This window comes from Pseudanabaena sp. CCNP1317, assembly GCF_034931345.1.
GTDB lineage: Bacteria > Cyanobacteriota > Cyanobacteriia > Pseudanabaenales > Pseudanabaenaceae > Pseudanabaena > Pseudanabaena galeata.
Genome location: NZ_JAYGIF010000056.1, coordinates 40,360 through 59,304, shown reverse-complemented (window position 1 = coordinate 59,304; position 18,945 = coordinate 40,360). Strand labels below are relative to the sequence as shown.

At 41.9% G+C, this 18,945-nt stretch carries 12 protein-coding genes; 3 read left to right on the top strand and 9 right to left on the bottom strand.

The window, feature by feature from the left end:
- Window positions 1–74: 74 nt before the first annotated feature.
- The 5 genes from VB775_RS11215 to VB775_RS11195 all read right to left on the bottom strand — a co-directional run bounded on the left by VB775_RS11215 (window position 75) and on the right by VB775_RS11195 (window position 8,933).
- A complete protein-coding gene (locus tag VB775_RS11215; RefSeq protein ID WP_281008035.1) occupies window positions 75–1,670 on the bottom strand; it encodes a diguanylate cyclase domain-containing protein in 1,596 nt (531 codons plus the stop codon).
- Window positions 1,651–2,541, bottom strand: a complete 891-nt coding sequence (locus VB775_RS11210) for a FecR family protein (RefSeq protein WP_281008036.1) — start codon at window positions 2,539–2,541, stop codon at window positions 1,651–1,653. Before VB775_RS11210 ends, VB775_RS11215 begins: the two co-directional genes overlap by 20 nt.
- Window positions 2,542–3,390: 849 nt before the next feature.
- On the bottom strand, window positions 3,391–5,850 hold the full coding sequence (locus VB775_RS11205) for a putative bifunctional diguanylate cyclase/phosphodiesterase (protein WP_281008037.1): 2,460 nt from the start codon (window positions 5,848–5,850) through the stop codon (window positions 3,391–3,393).
- Between the two features lie 52 nt (window positions 5,851–5,902).
- Window positions 5,903–6,787, bottom strand: a complete 885-nt coding sequence (locus VB775_RS11200; RefSeq protein ID WP_281008038.1) for a FecR family protein — start codon at window positions 6,785–6,787, stop codon at window positions 5,903–5,905.
- A gap of 124 nt (window positions 6,788–6,911) precedes the next feature.
- The gene (locus VB775_RS11195; RefSeq protein WP_281008039.1) at window positions 6,912–8,933 is read right to left on the bottom strand and encodes a serine/threonine-protein kinase; all 2,022 of its coding nucleotides are present in this window, start codon (window positions 8,931–8,933) and stop codon (window positions 6,912–6,914) included.
- A 176-nt stretch (window positions 8,934–9,109) separates the two neighbouring features.
- On the opposite strand from VB775_RS11195, the gene VB775_RS11190 reads away from it, so the two are divergent.
- The gene (locus VB775_RS11190) at window positions 9,110–10,006 is read left to right on the top strand and encodes a branched-chain amino acid ABC transporter permease (RefSeq protein WP_281008040.1); all 897 of its coding nucleotides are present in this window, start codon (window positions 9,110–9,112) and stop codon (window positions 10,004–10,006) included.
- A gap of 320 nt (window positions 10,007–10,326) precedes the next feature.
- Window positions 10,327–10,584 (top strand): glutaredoxin 3, encoded by a 258-nt coding sequence (grxC, locus tag VB775_RS11185; RefSeq protein WP_281008041.1) that lies wholly within the window; start codon window positions 10,327–10,329, stop codon window positions 10,582–10,584.
- A 79-nt stretch (window positions 10,585–10,663) separates the two neighbouring features.
- Here grxC and VB775_RS11180 read toward each other — a convergent pair whose 3' ends face one another.
- From VB775_RS11180 to VB775_RS11170, 3 genes are all read right to left on the bottom strand, one after another.
- Window positions 10,664–13,393, bottom strand: coding sequence for a DNA gyrase/topoisomerase IV subunit A (locus tag VB775_RS11180; RefSeq protein ID WP_281008042.1), 2,730 nt, complete (start codon window positions 13,391–13,393; stop codon window positions 10,664–10,666).
- Between the two features lie 137 nt (window positions 13,394–13,530).
- The gene (locus tag VB775_RS11175; RefSeq protein WP_281008043.1) at window positions 13,531–16,188 is read right to left on the bottom strand and encodes an adenylate/guanylate cyclase domain-containing protein; all 2,658 of its coding nucleotides are present in this window, start codon (window positions 16,186–16,188) and stop codon (window positions 13,531–13,533) included.
- A gap of 232 nt (window positions 16,189–16,420) precedes the next feature.
- Window positions 16,421–16,960: a shikimate kinase gene (locus tag VB775_RS11170; protein ID WP_281008044.1), complete on the bottom strand. Its 540-nt coding sequence runs from the start codon at window positions 16,958–16,960 to the stop codon at window positions 16,421–16,423.
- A gap of 198 nt (window positions 16,961–17,158) precedes the next feature.
- Between VB775_RS11170 and VB775_RS11165 the strand changes: the two genes are divergently transcribed.
- Window positions 17,159–18,736 carry a YcjF family protein gene (locus VB775_RS11165; protein WP_281008045.1) on the top strand — a complete coding sequence of 526 codons (1,578 nt, stop codon included), beginning with the start codon at window positions 17,159–17,161 and terminating at the stop codon, window positions 18,734–18,736.
- 40 nt (window positions 18,737–18,776) lie between these two features.
- On the opposite strand, the gene psb30 is transcribed toward VB775_RS11165, so the two are convergent.
- Window positions 18,777–18,917: a photosystem II reaction center protein Ycf12/Psb30 gene (gene psb30 / locus VB775_RS11160; RefSeq protein ID WP_094530094.1), complete on the bottom strand. Its 141-nt coding sequence runs from the start codon at window positions 18,915–18,917 to the stop codon at window positions 18,777–18,779.
- Window positions 18,918–18,945: the final 28 nt, after the last annotated feature.

Here is an 18,945-nt window from a genome sequence, read left to right as displayed (position 1 = left end):
ACTAGCAATTCTCATAAAAAAAACGATTCTATATCAAAGCGCAAAATGGTATAGGGTACTTCTTAAACATACTCTTAGATTAAAGCATCAAAAACTTGATAGCATGACTTCCCAAGAGATTTAGCTTGATACATAGCAATATCGGCATCAGCGAGGATATCTTTTGGGGATTGATAGGATTCAACACTAAAAGCCATTCCCATACTCATAGAAATGCTGATCTCGTTCCCCTCAAGACAACAAGTAGGAGCCATCGCCGCTTGAATTCTTTCAATCGTAATGATTGCATCTTGCTTTTCTTTGAGATTATCTAGCAAAACCACAAACTCGTCACCACCAAGCCTAGCAGCAGTATCACCTGAGCGAATCGAGGCACTTAAACGTTTTGCCACTTCGATCAATAGGCGATCGCCATTCAAATGACCTAGGTTATCGTTAATGGCTTTGAATCCATCCAAATCTATCAAAATAACTGCAAATAGATAACCATGTCTTTGATAGAGAGAAATCGCATGATTAATGCGATCGGTGAGTAAAATGCGGTTGGCTAAGCCCGTAAGATGATCATGAAAAGCTTCATAGGTAAGCTTAGAATTTATTTGTTGCAAATGTTGCCTTGATTCGATTTGATTTTGGACAATACTGAATAGTCCAATAGACAGGATTAAGGCGATCGGCATAGCTACAGGAAGCCAATAGCCATATATGTAGAATCCAAAAGCACAGACTCCCCAACCACCAGAGATGACTAGCACAATTACTATTTGTCTAAAAGTTTTACTTTGCCCAAGTATCCAAGCTAGTAACATCCCCACTAATAGCATTATTCCCCAAGTCCAATGTATTTCAGGTACTCGTAACTGATTCTGCTGTAATAAGTTTTGGAGAATGTTGGCGTGTAAATGGACGCTATGAGCGGAATCATTTCCATCAAAAGGTGTCACCAATGCATCATGCCCTGTAGCAGTTACGCCTACAAGAACAATTTTATTTTGGAATGTATTTAGAGGAATCCGCTCTTCAATCACATCGACAAAGGAATATTGGCGCATTTGTTGAGGGCGATATGTCCAGTTGATGCAAAATGTCACATCTGGATTGGGCATTGACACGTTTCCCCAAACAAGGTTATAGGCTTGTAAGGTAGCCATTGCTAGAGAAGGCGTATCATCTTTATATAATTCTGTCCAACGCACGATCCCGTCACTACTCTTAGGCTCAAGAATATGTCCTGATCCGATCGCTACTTCCGCTAGTTGGGGAACTGGTAGTAACTTTTTGCCCTGAGCATTCCACGCTTGAGATAAAACAACATGTCTGTTGTCAGACATCACTCTGGATAACAATGCATCAGCAGAACTAGATTCTGACCAAATTAAATTAATTGCAACTGTACTCGCTTTAGCTTCGGTGAGCTTTTGAAGTAATGGGATATAGCGATCGCGCGTCCATGGAAAGCGTCCTAATTTTTCGATACTGACATCATCGATCGCAATAATTACTAAACGCTCATCCCAATTGCGATCAATGCGCCAATTGGTAAACCGATTATAGACAAAGTATTCAAGGGGTTGAAAAGCGCCCAAGTTAAATAAAATGGCAGCGATTACCGTCGAGACTGTCCAAGGGATAGATTTCTGTACTATGCGTTTAGAAAATAACCAGTTCATAGATACGTTGTTTTCCCAAAGGATTGGAGACGATAACTTTGATCTCAGCTCTATATATTGAATTGGTAGTTAATACAGCCCTGAATTGACCATTTCGATCAACAGCTTGCTCAACTCCATCAATTGTTACTGTATTAGCAAAATCAACCTGTCCAGCTAGAATCACTTGGCGATCGCCATTTTCAAACTGCTTGAAAATTTGATACTCCAGATCGTTATTGTCCTGAATAGGGACTGGCTGCGAAGGTGGTTCTCCTAATACGGTCTGGTTTTGAAATCCTTGCTCCACTAAAACCTCTGTATTTTGGGCTTCAGTCATTACTGAACCCTCAAAGGTAGAAAGAATCGTGCGACCATCATCCTTGACATTTAATACATATTCAGTACCTCTTACTCCTGTAACGACCGCAGGAGTCTGAATATTAAATCGTGAACTAGGATTAGAAAATCGTCTAATTTGTAAGCGTACTTGTCCTTTAGGTACTTGTAAGATCGTAATTCTTCCATCGTCGCTAGTAACTTTTAGTGCATCTATACGAACTACTGTCCGCTCAGCAACATTAACAAAGCCGATACCTGTATCGACACTTAACACAGCCGTTGATTTGCCATCTGTGACAATTTCATCACCAATTATCGAAAGGCGATCGCCTCTTCGTGCAGGACGATTAGTATTTTGGTTGCGTAAAAAAACCTTACCGCGCACTTGCTCTACTTGTAAATATCGGTTTGTTTTTACTTGCAACTGAGATTGAGCAACACTCAGGTCAACTTTTCCGAACAGTCCTAAAATTAAAGCTGCACTTCCATAGCTAAAAACGCTAAGAAACTTTTTATTCCATAAGTTTTTGGTAGGGATAGTGTTTATCATCTGTAAATGAAAAGAATAAATATAGGGATGAAGTGTAAATCACAAGAAATCTGAAGAGAAATCTACTTTGCTAAATAAGACTAGAAACCTTATTAAATTCTTAATCAAATTAGTATATTTAATTATTTAATAATGAAAACTAGTACAAAACTAAGATTTATTTTGTAAACTTATTTGTCAGCTTCTTTAATATACCAAACTAATGTATAGCGATCCTAAATGATTTGTAAGATTTGGAGGGTTGTGAGAGTACGTCCCTTCGGGGCGCACTCTCACAACCCATTTAAGATTGCTATATAAGTTGACGACATACTACAGTCGGGTTTGGTATATAACAATGCAAGAGATAGCTAGGACAAATCAAAACCCAAACAAATGAAGACGGAGCAAAGCTCCGTCTTCATTTGTTTGGGTTTTATGTCCTAAGCAAAACTTACACTAATATAGAACCTTACTGAGTTTGATTATTAATACATGCAGGTGTAGCTACACTTTTAAGAATTAGTATCACATGGCTTTGCCATCAAAAAAACAATCAAGAAATTTCTTGATTGTTTCTGTTCGTGATAATTAACCTCAGTTCAGGTTAATTTCAAACTACTTCCTAGAGAGAGTTCGCACCAAGAATCCTCTCTAGAAGCCAAAGCATTAAAAGCCTCTCTTAGCGAGGCTTTTAATGCTTTGGCTTCTAGAATTTTGTAGCTTATACCGAACTGAAGTTAATTACAGCAATTGCCGATCAAACGAGCCAAAAGAACAAAAATTGAAAGCGTTGCTTTGCAACGCTTTCAATTTTTGTTCTTGGTTTGGATTTGAGCGCAAAGCGCTGTAAAAACCGTAGAACAAAGTTCAGGTTGTTTGAAAAATTGCTTCGATCGCCGCAACATCAAGGGGGCGGAATAGAAAATAACCTTGACCATCCCCTTCTTCACTCAATAGATCTTGCAAATAATTTAACTGAGCTAAGTTTTCAATACCTTCAGCGACAATATGAGCTTTAACACTCTGTGCCAAAGAAATAATCGCTTGAAGGATTTCCATACCATTTGTATTTGCATGAATATTATTAACAAAGGAACGATCTATTTTCAAGCCATCGAAAGGGAATTTATGTAGATAGGCAAGCGAAGAATAACCTGTGCCGAAATCATCTATATAAATATGAATTCCTGCTTGTCGCATCTGATTGAGAATACCTACTGCAAAATCAGGATTTTCCATGATTGCACTTTCCGTTAACTCGATTTTGAGGTGTTTAGGAGCTAGTTGTGTTTGTTGAAGGATACTCAGACATTTTTCTAGGACATCATCTTGCGCCAATTGTTTAGTTGATAGATTGACACTTACGGTAATATCTTTAGCCTTAGCAAAGCGCTGATGCCAAGATTTGACCTGTAAGCAAGCATTTCGCATAATCCAATCACCTATGGGAATGATTAGCCCAGTCTCTTCAGCAAGGGGGATAAACTGGGTCGGTGATACTAATCCACGCTCAGGATGTTGCCAACGAATTAGAGCTTCTAGCCCCACGATCTGCATATCGCTAAGCGAGAGAATTGGTTGATAGTAAATTAGAAATTCTTGATGCTCTTGATTGTTTGAAGCTTGACAAAGAGCCACAGCTTTGCGGAGATCCTTTTCAAGTTGTAAGCGTTCGAGAACCCGTTCTCGCATAGAGATATCAAAGACTTTATTACATGAGTTGCCCAGTTTTTTGGCATAGAACATAGCCGTGTCTGCATCTCGCAATAGAATTTCTGGAGAAATTATTTCGGGAGCAACACTACTGTCATGCCCATTAATTAAGTGGAACTTAAGACCAATATTAGCGAAGATCTTAATGTCATGGTCATCAATCTTAAAGGTTTTTTGGAGATTGATTTGAATGCGATCGCCAATTGCGATCGCCTCTTGTTCATTTGGCAAGTCTTCCAATAAAATCACAAACTCAGCACCACCAAAACGCGCAATTGATGAAGTCTTGGGAACAGAACCTTGCAAACATTTGCTGACTTCAATTAGTAATAGATTTCCAATCGGATGACCAAAGGTATCATTAATAGTTTTAAATCGATCTAAATTAATCCAAAGAATAGCGATAAGATTGTAGGGAGGGGCATACTGAGAAGTTACATCTTGGGAACAGAGTAGAGTTTGTAAGCGGTTCTCAATCAAAGTACGGTTATATAATCCTGTTAAGTGATCATGGGTGGATTTATATAAAATTTGAGCATCGGCAATCTTTAGAGAGCGATACATTTGCCAGCGTTCTTGTAGGGTGATCGCAAAACCTGTTAGTAGAAACATCAAAATGGGAACAGATAGATCGATCAAGTAGTTAGCTGTAAAGGCAACAAAAGCAATAGTCATCCATAAACCAGACATCACAAATGCACTTATACCGCCAGTCCATAAATTCTGCCTTGGTAGAATCAAACCAATAAATAGACTCCCCAATAGTGCAAAGCTCCAGATATAGGATGGTTTAGCAACCACAAGTGAGTTTTTTTGTAATAGATTTTGCAAAATCATAGCGTGTAAATGCACACCACTGGCAGGAGGATTACGATCAAAAGGAGTCGCCAAATTATCAATTCCTGATGCTGTGACTCCAACTAAGACAATTTTATTTTGGAAAGCCGAGGCAGGAACTTTACCATCAATGACATCACTGAAAGAGACTTGGGGAACGTCTCTGATTCGACTTGTCCAATTAATCAATAATGGCTGGTTTAACTCTGGCAATAGAGTGATGGCGGCAGTCGTCAGATCGTAGGTTTGTAATATCGCCACACCTAGAGTGGGGATATCTTGGAGTTGCAAATCAATTTGACGCACAATGCCATCAACATCTTCACGTTTAAGAATATGACCAATTGCCACACCTGCATTACCAATAGGGGCGATCGGCAGCAGGGGGTTTCCTGACTTATCCCAAGCCATCGCCAGAACGACTTTCTGATATTTAGCAAGGGAAGCAACTAACTGCGGATCTGCGGGAGTTGCTTCAGACCATAAAATATCGAAGCCTACTACACTAGCTTCAGTTTGTTCAAGTTTAGATAAAAGCTGGACATAGCGATCGCGTGACCATGGAAATCTGCCAACTTTGCTAACGCTCTGATCGTCTATGGCAATAATGATCACGCGATCGTCCCAAGGGAGATCTCCTCTCCAGTTTGTAAAACTGTTGTAAGCCCAAAATTCGATTGGTTGTAAGACTCCCAAGTGTAGCAGGGGAATTAAGACAATTGAGGCAAATAACGTGGGTAAAGCTCGAAACAACAAGCAGGCTAAACGCGACAGCATACGTTTAGCAAAATATTTTGTTAACAATTTAGAAAATAATCGAGAAATAAACTCAGAGAATGGGGATCTCATAGACTTGTATCTTTCCCGTAGGGGTCTCCACCGTTACTTTCACCTTTAGGCTTGAAGTTGCAGGTAATTGTAGAGCAAACTTTCCAATGCGATCTAAAGACTGTTCTAGCCCATCTACCTTAACAGTATTAAAAGGGTTAGTGTAACCTAAAAAAGACACAGAGCGACCTGAGCTTGAGGTTTGTCGATTAATTGCATATCTTAAACTTGCATCATTACTAATCGGCACAGGAGTTGATGGGGATTCACCAACAACTGTGAGATTTTGAAACCCTCCATTGACGATCTTTGTCTGATTTCTGGCAGTCGTCTCAACACTACCATCAAAGGTGGTGGTGATCATATTGCCATTCGGTCTAGCAATCACAGTAAATGTTGTACCCCTTACGCCACTTATACCCGCAGGGGTTTGTATATTTAGTTGAGAACCACGATTTGTAAATTTACGAATCTGTAGTCTTGCTTTACCGCGTGGAACAAACAAATTGGTGATTCTGCCATTATCGGTGGCAATCCGAAAAGAACGGATTTGGATTGTTGTATTTTCTGCCACATAGATTGACCCAACGCCTGTATCCACACTCAAAACTGCCGAACTATTTGCACCCGTAGAAATTTCGTCACTGGTCGTTTGCAAGCGATCGCCGACTTTTGCCTCTCGATTTGCATAATTATATAGGTTGCGATATTTAACGTTTCCCATAACTTTATCAACTTTTAACCATTGATCAGTACGAACTTGAATAGCTCTTTGCGCTTCAGTTTGTTGCTGATCTTGAGGTAATACGTTAGTCCCTAAGACATTAATTAAAAGTCCTAAACAAGTAATAAAAATTAGATTAAGTCTTTTTCGTTTTTGAATCATTTTGGCTGTATTTTGGTATTTACTAAAAAATTTGCTTGAAACCTAGATCTAAAACTTGTAGCGCAAACTTAGCTTGCACTTACATGCTTTAGCTTTTTATTATGGGGCGCACAATTACCATTTCTCAAAGCTCAGGTATTTCCCAAATATTAATATTTCTATCTTGGCTACCGCTAATCAGTTTAAGATTATCTGGAGAAATGATTAGAGAAGTTACCAAATCTGTATGCCCAATCAAGTTCCAAGTTGAAGATTGGGTTGCAAGATTCCATATGCGAATGGAATTTGGATTTTCTTTACCACCACTAAAGAGATATTTACCATCTCTAGTAATCGCGATCGCACTGATCGCATCCTCATGCCCCTCCAAAGTAAATAGCTGCTTGCCTGAAGCAATATCCCAAACCCGAATCACTTTATCATTACCACCACTAATTACCTGCTTACCGTTAGGAGTGATCAATACACAAGTTACCCCAGCAAGAGAACCTGTCAAAGTTTGCAAGTTTTCCCCTGTATCCACATCCCAAACCTTTAATGTCCTATCGCGACTAGCACTAACAACTCGCTTGCCATCGTTTGAAATCGCAACACCCCAAATTTTATCAGTATGTCCCTTGAGCGATCGCCGCAACTTGCCCGTCGATATTTGCCAAAGATTAACATTATTGTCATAGCTGCCACTGACCAGCAGATCGCTGCTAAGGGCGATCGCTAAATTATGAATTAAGTTAGTGTGACCACTCATGGTTCTGATCACTTTACCTGAATTGATATCAATGATTTTGATCGTTTTGTCTTGCCCTGCGGTAACAATCTGGAGATCGGATAGAAAGGCTACGGCTCTTACCCATCCGCCTTGATCTTTGATTTCTTTAATTGGACTAGTTTTATCACCGTCTAATTCCCAAAGTTTGACGGTTCCATCGTCACTAGCACTAGCGATCACCTTGCCATTAGGACTAAGTGCAACATTCTGCACCGCATCAGTATGATAACCTTGCAGAAATTTTGTCGGATTCAGGCGTTTCTTTTGAAATACTGGTAGTTGAATACTAATCTCCTCAAAATTACCGATCGCTGAGATCTTAATTACCGTACCAATACTCAGCCCCACAAACGCAGCAACGATCACCGATACTATTAGCAAAATCGGGGAAGTTGGTTTACGAGTTGAGTCTTTAATCGCCTGTTTGATCGCTTTCCGTTTAGCCTTTGTTTTGTAATGGGGTGCGAGTTTATCAATCTGTTCAATTTCTCTAAGAATTTTTAAAATTGCTTCACAATTGATTGGGCGATCGCTAGGCTTGCGAGCAATCATTACATCAATTAAATCTGCTAACTCATCCGAAATTTCAGGCGCGTGTGATCGCCACTCAAACATATCGCGATCGGGATTGTAGGTATCAAGGGGATATTTGCCAGTCACCAAATGGATCATTGTGCAGCCAAGGGCATAAAAATCTGACTGTGGTACAGCAAACCCTTTTTCTTGTTCGGGAGAAGTGTAGCCTACTGAACAAATGCTTGTCACACCCTGCAAACCACCAATTTTAGCCAGATAGGTATGCGTCGCTTCACGAGCCGTCCCAAAATCAATGAGAACTAGCTGCCCCGAAGGAGACAACATAATATTTGCAGGTTTAATATCACGATGAAAATATTTGTTGTAATGGACTACGGCGAGAATATCTACCAATTGCTTTAGCCAAGCGATCGCTCGTTTTTGGGCGATCGGTTTCCGCTCACGTTGATTGATCCATTGTTCGAGGTTTAGCCCCTCGATTTTTTGCATGACGATACCGTGTAGCATTGACCCGTTTTCGAGTTCATGATGTACATAGGTCTCAATTTTGGGTATCCCCGCATGTTCGATCTGTCCTAATACAAAGGCTTCTTGCTGAAAGAGCGATACAGCTTTTTTATCTGCATTCAATTCCTGCTTCAAAATTTTTAGAATTTTGGGGTTACCTGCGGCATCATTGGCTTCGTAAACCATGCCAAAGCCACCTGTATCGCTTAATAATTTGGTAGCTGTATAACAACCATCAATCAATAATTCGGAACCACATCCTTGACAAGTTGAGTAATTATCATTGTCAGGATGGTCAGGGATCGGGCAAGTAGGATTAATGCATAGACGCATGGTGTTTTAGAGCATACCAGTCTAAACTTACTATATCGCTAGCGCAGTCAATTTGTAGCAAAGCCATAAAAGTATAGGGACGATTAAGGGCTTTAAAAACACAAAATAGTTTAGCCATTTTGTGTTTTGGTATAACAACCCATCTACTTTTCTTTTATGGTTGAGTAAATTTATCTATGATCGAATACGTCTCAACACTTTTCATTAACGCGGCTATCTTCGCTTTGTTTAGTCTAGGACTAAATCTACAATGGGGATTTGCAGGGTTGGTTAACTTTGGGCATGTGGCGTTTATGACGGTCGGAGCCTATACCACCGTATTGCTGAGCCTTAATGGTGTGCCTTGGTTTTTGGCTTTTCTAATAGCCGCAGCGATCGCTGGTTTACTGGGCATTATCATCGGCAGTACCGCCTTAAAATTGCGCGAAGACTATCTGGGAATCGTTACCATCGGTGTGTCAGAGATGGTACGTCTATTTGTGAACAATGAAGAATGGCTGACCAAAGGCACAAGGGGCGTGCAGGATTTTCCGCTCCCTTTAGTTAATCTAGTCTCACGTCAATATTATTCCTTTGTGTTGGCAGCACTCTTACTGGTAGTAGTGGCAATAGTATATTGGCGATTAGAGTGGTTAGTGCGATCGCCTTGGGGAAGAGTACTTAAGGCAATTCGTGAAGATGAAGAAGTAGTTAAGGCGCTAGGTAAAAATGTATTTTGGTATAAATTACAAGCCTTTGCGATCGGTGGAGCGATCGGCGGATTAGCAGGATCATTTTATGCTTGGCAATTAACTACTGTTTATCCTGATAATTTCATTCCTCTGATCACTTTCCAAGCATGGACAATCATCACAATTGGCGGTGCTGGCAACAATTTGGGTGTCATACTTGGTGCGGCAATATTTCAGTTTTACAATGCTCTGCCTCGGTTTCTACCTGAACAAATCCGTGCTGATGGTGGTAGGTTTGAGGCGGTTCAACTAATTCTGATCGGTGTTACTCTAATTTTGCTGATGGTATGGCGACCACAGGGAATTTTAGGTAATAAAAAAGAATTAACTTTAAATCGTTAAAAAATAAAGACATTAACCTTTTGTGAATTTGGATTACATGTAATCCAAAACCAGATTGCACATCTATAGCAAGCAGCGCAAGAGATAGCTAGGACATAAAACCAAAAAGATGAGTGGCGACGCAAAGCGCCGCCACTCATCTTTTTGGTTTTATGTCCTAAGCAAAACTTACATTGCTATATAAGTACTTGTGAAAATAAAATTGCAATCTCGTAAAGTTGCATCCCGCAGGGATGCAACTTTACGGGTTATCTACGTTTTCACCCTTTTACTTTCTGGAAGTTAAAATGGTATAGCTTAAATAAATTTAGGAAATTGTGATGGCAAAGGTTGAGATTTATACATGGCGGATGTGTCCTTTCTGTATTAGGGCAAAACATTTACTCGATAAGAAAGGCGTAGAATACACAGAATATGTCATCGATGGGGATGAAGCAGCGCGATCGGCTATGGTAGCCAGAGGTTCTGACGGCAAACGTTCTGTCCCCCAAATTTTTATTAACGATCAGCATATTGGTGGTTGTGATGCTATTCACGCGCTAGATGCTAAAGGAAAACTTGATGCTTTGCTAGCATAACCAAATTTACAAAGAGAGTTCGCTTTGCGAACTCTCTTTGTAATAAGAGTAAAAGCCTCGCTTTGCGAGGCTTTTACTCTTATTTGGCGACTACGCGAATTACTTTTTCCGATCGCACTAAGTCACTCTCACCCGCAAAAATCGAGCGTCCTTGACTATTAGGTAACTCTAGAGGAATCGCGCCCAAAGGCATTTGCACAGTTCTTAAGCCAATATCGTTATCTTGACCTATCAAGAAAGTTACAGGTAAATCAAGACGCGGCTTCGCGATCGCAGTCATGCTGACTAATCGATCAGCTCGCGATTGGAACTTGAAGCATTGTGAACCGATCGCACCTCGCACCGCAGAGCGAATATTCGCGGCTGCTATACGTTTGGCAAAACCTTCAGCAGTGATTAATATTAGCTCTGAACTAGGATTATTTTGTAAATCAAGAATTGATACACCAATTTGAGCTTCAGAACTACCTAAACGTAGGGCAATATTTCCTGCGGCAGTACGTCCAACGGTGGGAATTTGGGTTTCATCGGCTTTGAGGCGTAGGATTCTACCAGCAGAGGTGGCGATCGCTAGTTCTTGCTCTAAGCCGACAATATCAGCCCAGAATAGCGCATCATCTTCTTTGAATTTCGCTGCAATCAGTCCACGTGCGGTCATATCAGCAAATTCTGAAAGGGGAGATCGCTTGATTTTGCCTTGACTCGAAAGCAGGACTAAACCTGCCGTTGATTCAGGATTCTTTTCCCAGACAAACTGCGACACGATGCGATCAGTACTATCGGGTAATAGTGTAATTAAAGGTGTAGCCCGTCCTTTCCCTTTGATGATAGGTACATTGGCAAGAGCAAGGGGAAACGCTCTACCTGAACTAGTCATAACGACCATTTCGCGATCGCTACGGGTGTCATAGGAAGCGATCGTCACATCATCTCCTAAATCCACAGACTGCGAGGCTCTAGAATTAGGCTCTAGGCTTTTGATATAGCCTTTGTGCGTGAGTTGGACGGTAATATCTTGCGGCTCAGCAATGGGAATATTTAGCTCAGTTGTCAGAGAAATTAAGGGAACTTCTACTGGTTTGGGTTGTTTGTTAGTTGTTGCTTTAGGAGATTTGCGATCGCTTACTTTCTCAGTGACATTCCCAGTGTCAAGGGTTTGCTGAATCTGGCGATCGCTTTCAGTATTTTTATCGGCGTTTTTAGATTTAGAACTTTTCGAGGTGGCTCTAGGTGGCTCTGGTTCATCAATGTCGGGAACTGCAATCCTTTGTTGATTGCCCTGTAACAGCCAAGCAAGATGGGTGCGTCTTTGATCGCTATGACGTTTTTTATGATCGCGCAATTCTTTTTTCAAGAATTTCATCAACTCGCGGCGATCGCCTAATAACCTCTCTAATCTAGAAACCTGTTGTTGTAAGGTTTCTAGTTCTTCACGGATCTTCTGTTGCTCAATTGCCGTAATCCGACGTAAAGGCATCGAGAGAATTGCTTCCGCTTGGGTTTCTGATAAAGCAAATTCTGTTTGCAGGTCAGTCTTAGCTAGAGCGCTATTATTCGCAAATCGCAAAATCCTGATCAGGCGATCAATATCTTGGAGAACTAGCACTAGTCCTTCCAATAGATGCGATTTTTCTCGAGCTTTTTTTAGCTCATAACGGAACCGCTTCGCAAGGGTTTCTTCTCGAAAAGAGAGGAATTCTTGCAATAGTTCGCGCAGACTCATTTGCTTTGGTTGCGAACCTTTGAGTGCTAGGAGAATCACCCCAAAATTTGATTGCAAAGCTGTTTGGCGATATAGCTGATCGATAATTACTTCAGGGGAAATATCTTTCTTTAATTCGATAACAACTCGCATCCCTGCGCGATCGCTTTCATCGCGAATATCGGAAATACCCTCAATTTTGCCATTGTTTACTAATTCAGCAATTTTCTCGATCCATGCTGATTTATTGACTTGATAGGGCAACTCCGTCACAATAATCGCTTGTTTCTGGCGCTTACCTGTGCCTTTCCCACCAAACTGCTCAACTGACGCAACACCACGAATCGTAACGCTACCCCGTCCAGTTAAGTAAGCCTCACGCACACCATCCTCATTCATGATGATCCCGCCTGTAGGAAAGTCGGGAGCAGGGATTAAGCTCAATAACTGCTCGTCAGGCAAATTAGGATTATCAATTAAGGCGATCGCGCCATCAACAACTTCACTCAAGTTGTGCGGCGGAATATTCGTCGCCATCCCCACAGCGATCCCTGTGGAACCATTTAGCAAGAGCATCGGCAACTGGGCAGGTAACACGGCTGGCTCTTGCTCGGAGCCATCAAAGTTATCAACAAAATCAACAACATCTTCCTCGATTTCGCTGAGCAAAGCCTCATTACCGATCGCCGCCAAGCGACATTCGGTATAACGCATCGCCGCCGCAGGGTCATTATCGACGGAGCCAAAGTTACCATGCCCCGCCAATAATGGATAACGACTGGAAAAGTCTTGCACCAAACGTACAAGGGCATCGTAAACCGATTGATCGCCGTGGGGGTGATATTTGCCCAATACGTCACCAACGACGCGAGCGCATTTACGAAAGGGACGCTCTGGCACAAGCCCAAGCTCATGCATGGCATAGATAATCCTGCGATGCACAGGTTTAAGCCCATCACGGGCATCGGGCAAGGCACGTCCGACAATGACGCTCATCGCATACTCTAGGTACGATCGCTGCATCTCCGTATGCAATGAGGTCGGTATGATATTTCCCCCGTTAGACTCCAACCCGAAATCTAGCTGTTGTTGCCCTTGCTTTGCCATAAAATCTACGAACGCTGTACAAGATAATCACGATACTTGAAAACAATGTAACAGCAAAACCAAGTCGTATAGTGAATTTACGTCTGATTAAACAAAAAAGAGAGGTGATGCTTTGCATCACCTCTCTTTTTTGTTTTTTATTTTTCTGTCATTCTCCATACGCCATCCCAGTCATCTTCGGGTGCATTGAGTAAAAAGTGCTGACAACGAGTGATATGCATATTGGCGGCTTTATTGTTTTTATCGAGTTCTAATACTTCTGCAAATTCGGCAACAGCCTTACTAAACTTCCGCGTCAGGTAATGCTCACGAGCTGCATGGTAATGCTCAATGATGCGAGATTGGATCTCGTTTAGTGGGTCGGATTTTAAGCCAATTAATTCATACACACTCACAGGTTGATTTTTGCCCTTAACTTGAATGCGATCAAGTTCGCGTACCCAGAGGCGATCGCTACAGAGGTTGTAGGTAGTTTCACTAATGATCGCATCTGTACCATATTGCTTACTTGCACCCTCTAGCCGTGAACCAAGATTCACCCCATCGCCGATCGCCGTAAATTCCATGCGTCTGGTGGAGCCAATATTGCCACTGATCACCGTATCAGAGTTGATACCGATGCCAATTTTGATCGTCGCCATATCAATTTCTTTTTGATTTTGTGGCTTCAGTTTTTCGAGCCGCTTGATATTAAATTCTTTTAAACGATGGCGCATATCGATCGCCGTTTGCACAGCCATCCATGCATGATCGGGAATTGGCAAGGGCGAACCAAACACCGCCATAATCGCATCGCCGATGTATTTATCCAGCGTGCCTTTGTAGTTAAAGACAGCCTCCACCATCGTTTCAAAATATTCGTTCAGCATCATCACCACATCTTCCGCCGCAAGGGTTTCGGTAATGGTGGTATAGCTACGGATATCAGAGAATAATACGGAAACCTCTTTGCGATCGCCGCCCATTTTGGCATCACCACCAGCCAGAAGCTGCTCGGCTAGCTCTTGGGTCATGTAGCGATACATCGTACTTTTGAGGCGTTTTTCTTGGCTGATGTCTTCCATGACGACTAGAGCGCCACGCACGCCTTCACCTTCGTCTCCTTCAGACATGGTGTTGATGGAAATATTAATGCTGTGCTGTTCGCCATCGGTAGAGCGCAGGGTTTGATCGGGATAATATTGCTTACGGCTTTTTTCGTCACTGCCATCCAAACTAGTTTCAAACCATTTAGTGAAGTTCGCCTTTTCAATGTTGATCAGTTCATACACAGACTTGCCTTCTAATAAGGCATTTCCGACTCCAAGTAAGTCATAGGCGCGTTCATTGGCAGCGATAATCTTGCCATGTTTATCCGTAGAGATCACGCCATCGGAAAGACTTCGCAAAATGTCCTTTTGCATTTGCTGTTCTTGCTTAACCTTGGCGAATAGCTTGGCATTTTCTAGCGCCACACCAGCTTGAACGTTGAAGACTTTCATGAATTCTTCGTCATTACCATTGAAACTTGCCTTGAATCTCTCAGGGGAAGCTGGCCATGTGTTGGGGTCATATTCAGGAAAATCACCACGCTGAATCTTGTTAACTAATTGAGTAACACCAATTAACTCTTTGTTAGAGTTGAAAATTGGCATACAAAGTAGGCTACAGGTACGATAACCATTGGCTTGATCGAATTTTTTAGAATTATCAGCATCAGGATGCTCGTAAAGATCAAAGGGAATATTTAAGACTTCGCCTGTAATGGCAACCCGACCTGCATAACCTACGCCCATCGGTACGCGCAATTCTTTGGTTAAGCCGTAGTGATCAACTATTTGTGTCCAGAGATCATTGCGATCGCGATCGATTAGCCACAGAGTACTGCGATCAGCATTCATCAATAACTTAGCTTCGTCCATCACCTTTTTAAGGGTAGCCTCTAGATCTAAACTTTGTCCTAGAGACATGGCTGCTTTCATCAAGGCATCGGCAGCACGTTGTTTTTGAGCTGCCGAATAAAACGCCTGAGAACTTTCTAAAATTAGGCGCATTGATGGCGCAAACTGGGCAAATAGAGCCTGATCTTCTTCCGTAAAACCAACGCGATCGACGCTATCTTCTAGAGGGACAGAGGGATCGTTAATTCGCAGTTTATTAATTAACTGCACCACCGCAACCAGTTGATCGTTATCGTTCAACAGGGGCATGGAGAGCATGGAGTAGGTGCGATAACCAGTCCGCTCAAATTGCTTTTTAGCTTGAGACGATCGCGGATCATCAAAAAAGTCAAAGGGAATATTGACGATGTGACCGTAGGTAGCGACTTCACCAGCGATGCTAGTTGGCTCTGTGGAAATCCGAATTTCAATATTTTTGCCATCTTCACTAGGTACATTTGTCCATAGTTGATTTTTATCGGCATCTAATAAAAAAATTGTGGTGCGATCGGCTGACAACAATTCACCAATCTTGCCACGAATTGCTTGCAGCATTTCATCAAGGATCACATCAAAGTCGGTATTGAGCATTCCGAGGGTTTGATTGACGATCCGTAATCTTTGCTCAACGTCATTAACGACTTGGCTAAACTTTTCGGGCGTAAGTGGTGCAAGCACAGAGGCAAAATTACCTCCTGCGGTTACAGCTAAGGCACTGGAACTACGATAAGAACTATCTTGAAAATCAGTTAAAGCTGGGGCTGGATTGTTGAGCTTGACAGATGAAGATTCGCTCTCGGCAATTACAGCAATCGTCGCCTCAATCGTAGCGTGGGTATCTATGGATGGTATGCGAGAAGGGGATGATGGTGTCATATCAGCACTAAGATTTTCGGTTTAGTCCCAACTTTTTTAAGAGTGGTGATGCTTATCGCAGCACTCTTGTTCCACTTGCACTGTTGCTTTTGAGTTTATGCAAAGCCAATTTCGTCAAATTGAAAAAATTATCTTAGCACCCCTCAGATTGAGATCGCAAACCTAGACACTATAGGCGGCGCGAATCAACGACTCAAGTAAGTTAAGCAGACTGCGGTGCAGTCTGCTTAACTTACTTGAGTCGATCTGGGGAAATTCGAGCTTGGATCATCTCAAATAGGCGATCTCTGACGGCTTCGGTGGTTTCATTCTCTGTGACCATGATCGAAATATCGGCTTGAGCATAGCGATCGCGACGTTGGTTATAGATATCATTGAGGGTTTGTAATGGATCAGCAGTTTGCAAAAGAGGGCGTTGCTCCGATGCTGTTTTGAGGCGATGGTATAAAGTCTCAACAGGGACATCAATCCAAACAACAATGCCATCGTGTAAGTGCGACCAATTGAGCGATCGCATGACGATTCCGCCGCCTGTTGCCACAACTAGACGGGTATAGGCCGAGACTTGTGAAAGTACTTGTTGTTCAAGATCGCGAAATGTCTCTTCGCCATCCTTGGCAAAAATTTCAGGAATTGATTTCCCTGCACATTTCTCAATAAGTGGGTCGGTATCTAAAAAGTTGTAACCTAATTTTTGTGCTAAAAGCTTGCCGACGGTGCTTTTACCTGCACCCATCATCCCAATCAAAAATATATTCGTTCCGTTGAGCATTTGCCTGTATTTAAAATTTATGATGGGTAGTCAAGGAAATCTCCTAAACTAATGTTCCCACAGCAACAGGACTTCTAATTAACGCTTCTGCTTTTTCGGTCGGAGATTGCTATAAAATTTTTGTTGCTATCTTGATACTTAATGGTAAAACCGTAAGTCAAAGATATTTAAGATTAAGTTTTTAAGAGTACGTTGTGAATGCTGAACTATCGCACAGTCTTATCTCATAAAATTTTACAAAAAAAATGGATATTAGGTTTAGGGATTGTCAGTGTTGCTGCGATCACCAACACCTTATTTTCCCTTGAGCATGACTGGCATTTACTGAGCATAAGTACGCTAATGATTGGCGGCACACTTTTGTTTGTGAATGTGCGAAAGAGCTTTGCTGCGGGGATAGAACAACCGACGGTAATCGATCGCAGTTATCTATTTAAAGAACTACAGCAAGCGCAAAAGGCGATCGCCAAAATTGCCGATCTAGGTAAGCGTGACACCTTAGACGCGCAAGCTCAGCAAATCACCAACAATCTCCAAAAAAATCATTTTCAGATCGTCGTTTTTGGCACAGGCTCCGCAGGCAAAACTTCGGTAATTAATGCTTTGTTGGGACGCAAGGCAGGTAAGACTGGGGCAGCAATTGGCACAACGATCGCTCGTCAAGAATACGCTTGTCAAGGAATCGATTTTTCACCCGTTGGCATAACGCCAATTCAAAGTGAAAACAAGGTTAAGCGACAGATTTCTTTGCTTGATACATCGGGGACGCAAGAAATGGGAGCGATGGGACAGCAGAGAGAAATCGAATCTTTGCAAGTTGTCCAAAATGCCGATCTGATGATTTTTGTAACGGAGGGAGATTTAACCAATAGCGAATATTGCGAACTCGAACGCCTTGCTGGTTTAGGTAAGCGTGTAATTCTTGTTTTTAATAAGACGGATTTGTATTTGCCAAGCGATCGCGAAAATGTATTAGCCAAACTCAAGGAACGCACTCAGCATTTCTTAGCTACCACTGATATTGTGGCGATCGCCGCTCAGCCGAGTCCCATCAAAGTACGTCAATATGCCAATGCTGAAGATTCAGTTCATAGTGATGCAATTCAAGAATGGTGGGAAGATCTACCGCCAGATGTGACTGCTTTAAAAGAACGCATTGAGACAATTCTTTCTAATGAGTGGGAAGATTTGCTAATTCACAATACCCATCTGCAAATCAAGAATTTGCTACAGGAAATCAATGGCACAATCAATCATCAACGCCGCCAAGATGCCGCCACAATCATTAATCGTTATCAATTAATCGCCGCTACGACAGTTTTTGCGAATCCCATCCCTGCGATCGATTTGTTGGCTGGAGCCGCAATCAATACCCAAATGTTGATGGATCTCGGCAAAATTTATGATCGTCCCCTCAATTTCAAACAGACTCAACAAGTTGCAATGATCATTGCCCAGCAATTATTACAACTTGGGTGCATCGAAATCGCCAGCTCAGCGATCGCCTCCTGCTTTAAGGTAAATGCGCTCACCTATGCGATCGGTGGCTCCATGCAAGCCGTTACCGCCGCCTACTTAACTCACATTGGCGGTATGAGTTTTGTGGAATATCTAGAGCAGCAACCTGAAACACAATCTGCTCCTGCGATGACTAATGCATTGCAACAAATATGTCAAAAAACCTTTAACGCGTTACAAAGCGATCGCTTCTTTATCGACTTTGTAACCAGTATTTCCAGTCGTGTCGCTAGCAACTACGGCGCTTTGCGCTCATAAAAAAAAGGAGGGTGCTTTGCACCCTCCTTTTTTTGTTTAATTACAAGTCGCCACTGTTAGCAGATAACAAAAAGATGATGACGGGGCCAGAAACAACAATCAGCGCTAAACAAGTCAATTGGAAAATTAGCTGAAAATTAATACTGGAAAATGCGGAAAATACAGGGTTTAGGAAGTCCATAGCGGTTTTCTTAAATATGATTAATAAA

Coding starts and splice junctions, on each gene's coding strand:
- VB775_RS11165 (WP_281008045.1), top strand. CDS start 17,159: ATGCTGAACTATCGCACAGTCTTATCTCATAAAATTTTACAAAAAAAA.
- VB775_RS11200 (WP_281008038.1), bottom strand. CDS start 6,787: ATGATTCAAAAACGAAAAAGACTTAATCTAATTTTTATTACTTGTTTA.
- grxC (WP_281008041.1), top strand. CDS start 10,327: ATGGCAAAGGTTGAGATTTATACATGGCGGATGTGTCCTTTCTGTATT.
- VB775_RS11190 (WP_281008040.1), top strand. CDS start 9,110: ATGATCGAATACGTCTCAACACTTTTCATTAACGCGGCTATCTTCGCT.
- psb30 (WP_094530094.1), bottom strand. CDS start 18,917: ATGGACTTCCTAAACCCTGTATTTTCCGCATTTTCCAGTATTAATTTT.
- VB775_RS11195 (WP_281008039.1), bottom strand. CDS start 8,933: ATGCGTCTATGCATTAATCCTACTTGCCCGATCCCTGACCATCCTGAC.
- VB775_RS11170 (WP_281008044.1), bottom strand. CDS start 16,960: ATGCTCAACGGAACGAATATATTTTTGATTGGGATGATGGGTGCAGGT.
- VB775_RS11210 (WP_281008036.1), bottom strand. CDS start 2,541: ATGATAAACACTATCCCTACCAAAAACTTATGGAATAAAAAGTTTCTT.
- VB775_RS11180 (WP_281008042.1), bottom strand. CDS start 13,393: ATGGCAAAGCAAGGGCAACAACAGCTAGATTTCGGGTTGGAGTCTAAC.
- VB775_RS11215 (WP_281008035.1), bottom strand. CDS start 1,670: ATGAACTGGTTATTTTCTAAACGCATAGTACAGAAATCTATCCCTTGG.
- VB775_RS11205 (WP_281008037.1), bottom strand. CDS start 5,850: ATGCTGTCGCGTTTAGCCTGCTTGTTGTTTCGAGCTTTACCCACGTTA.
- VB775_RS11175 (WP_281008043.1), bottom strand. CDS start 16,188: ATGACACCATCATCCCCTTCTCGCATACCATCCATAGATACCCACGCT.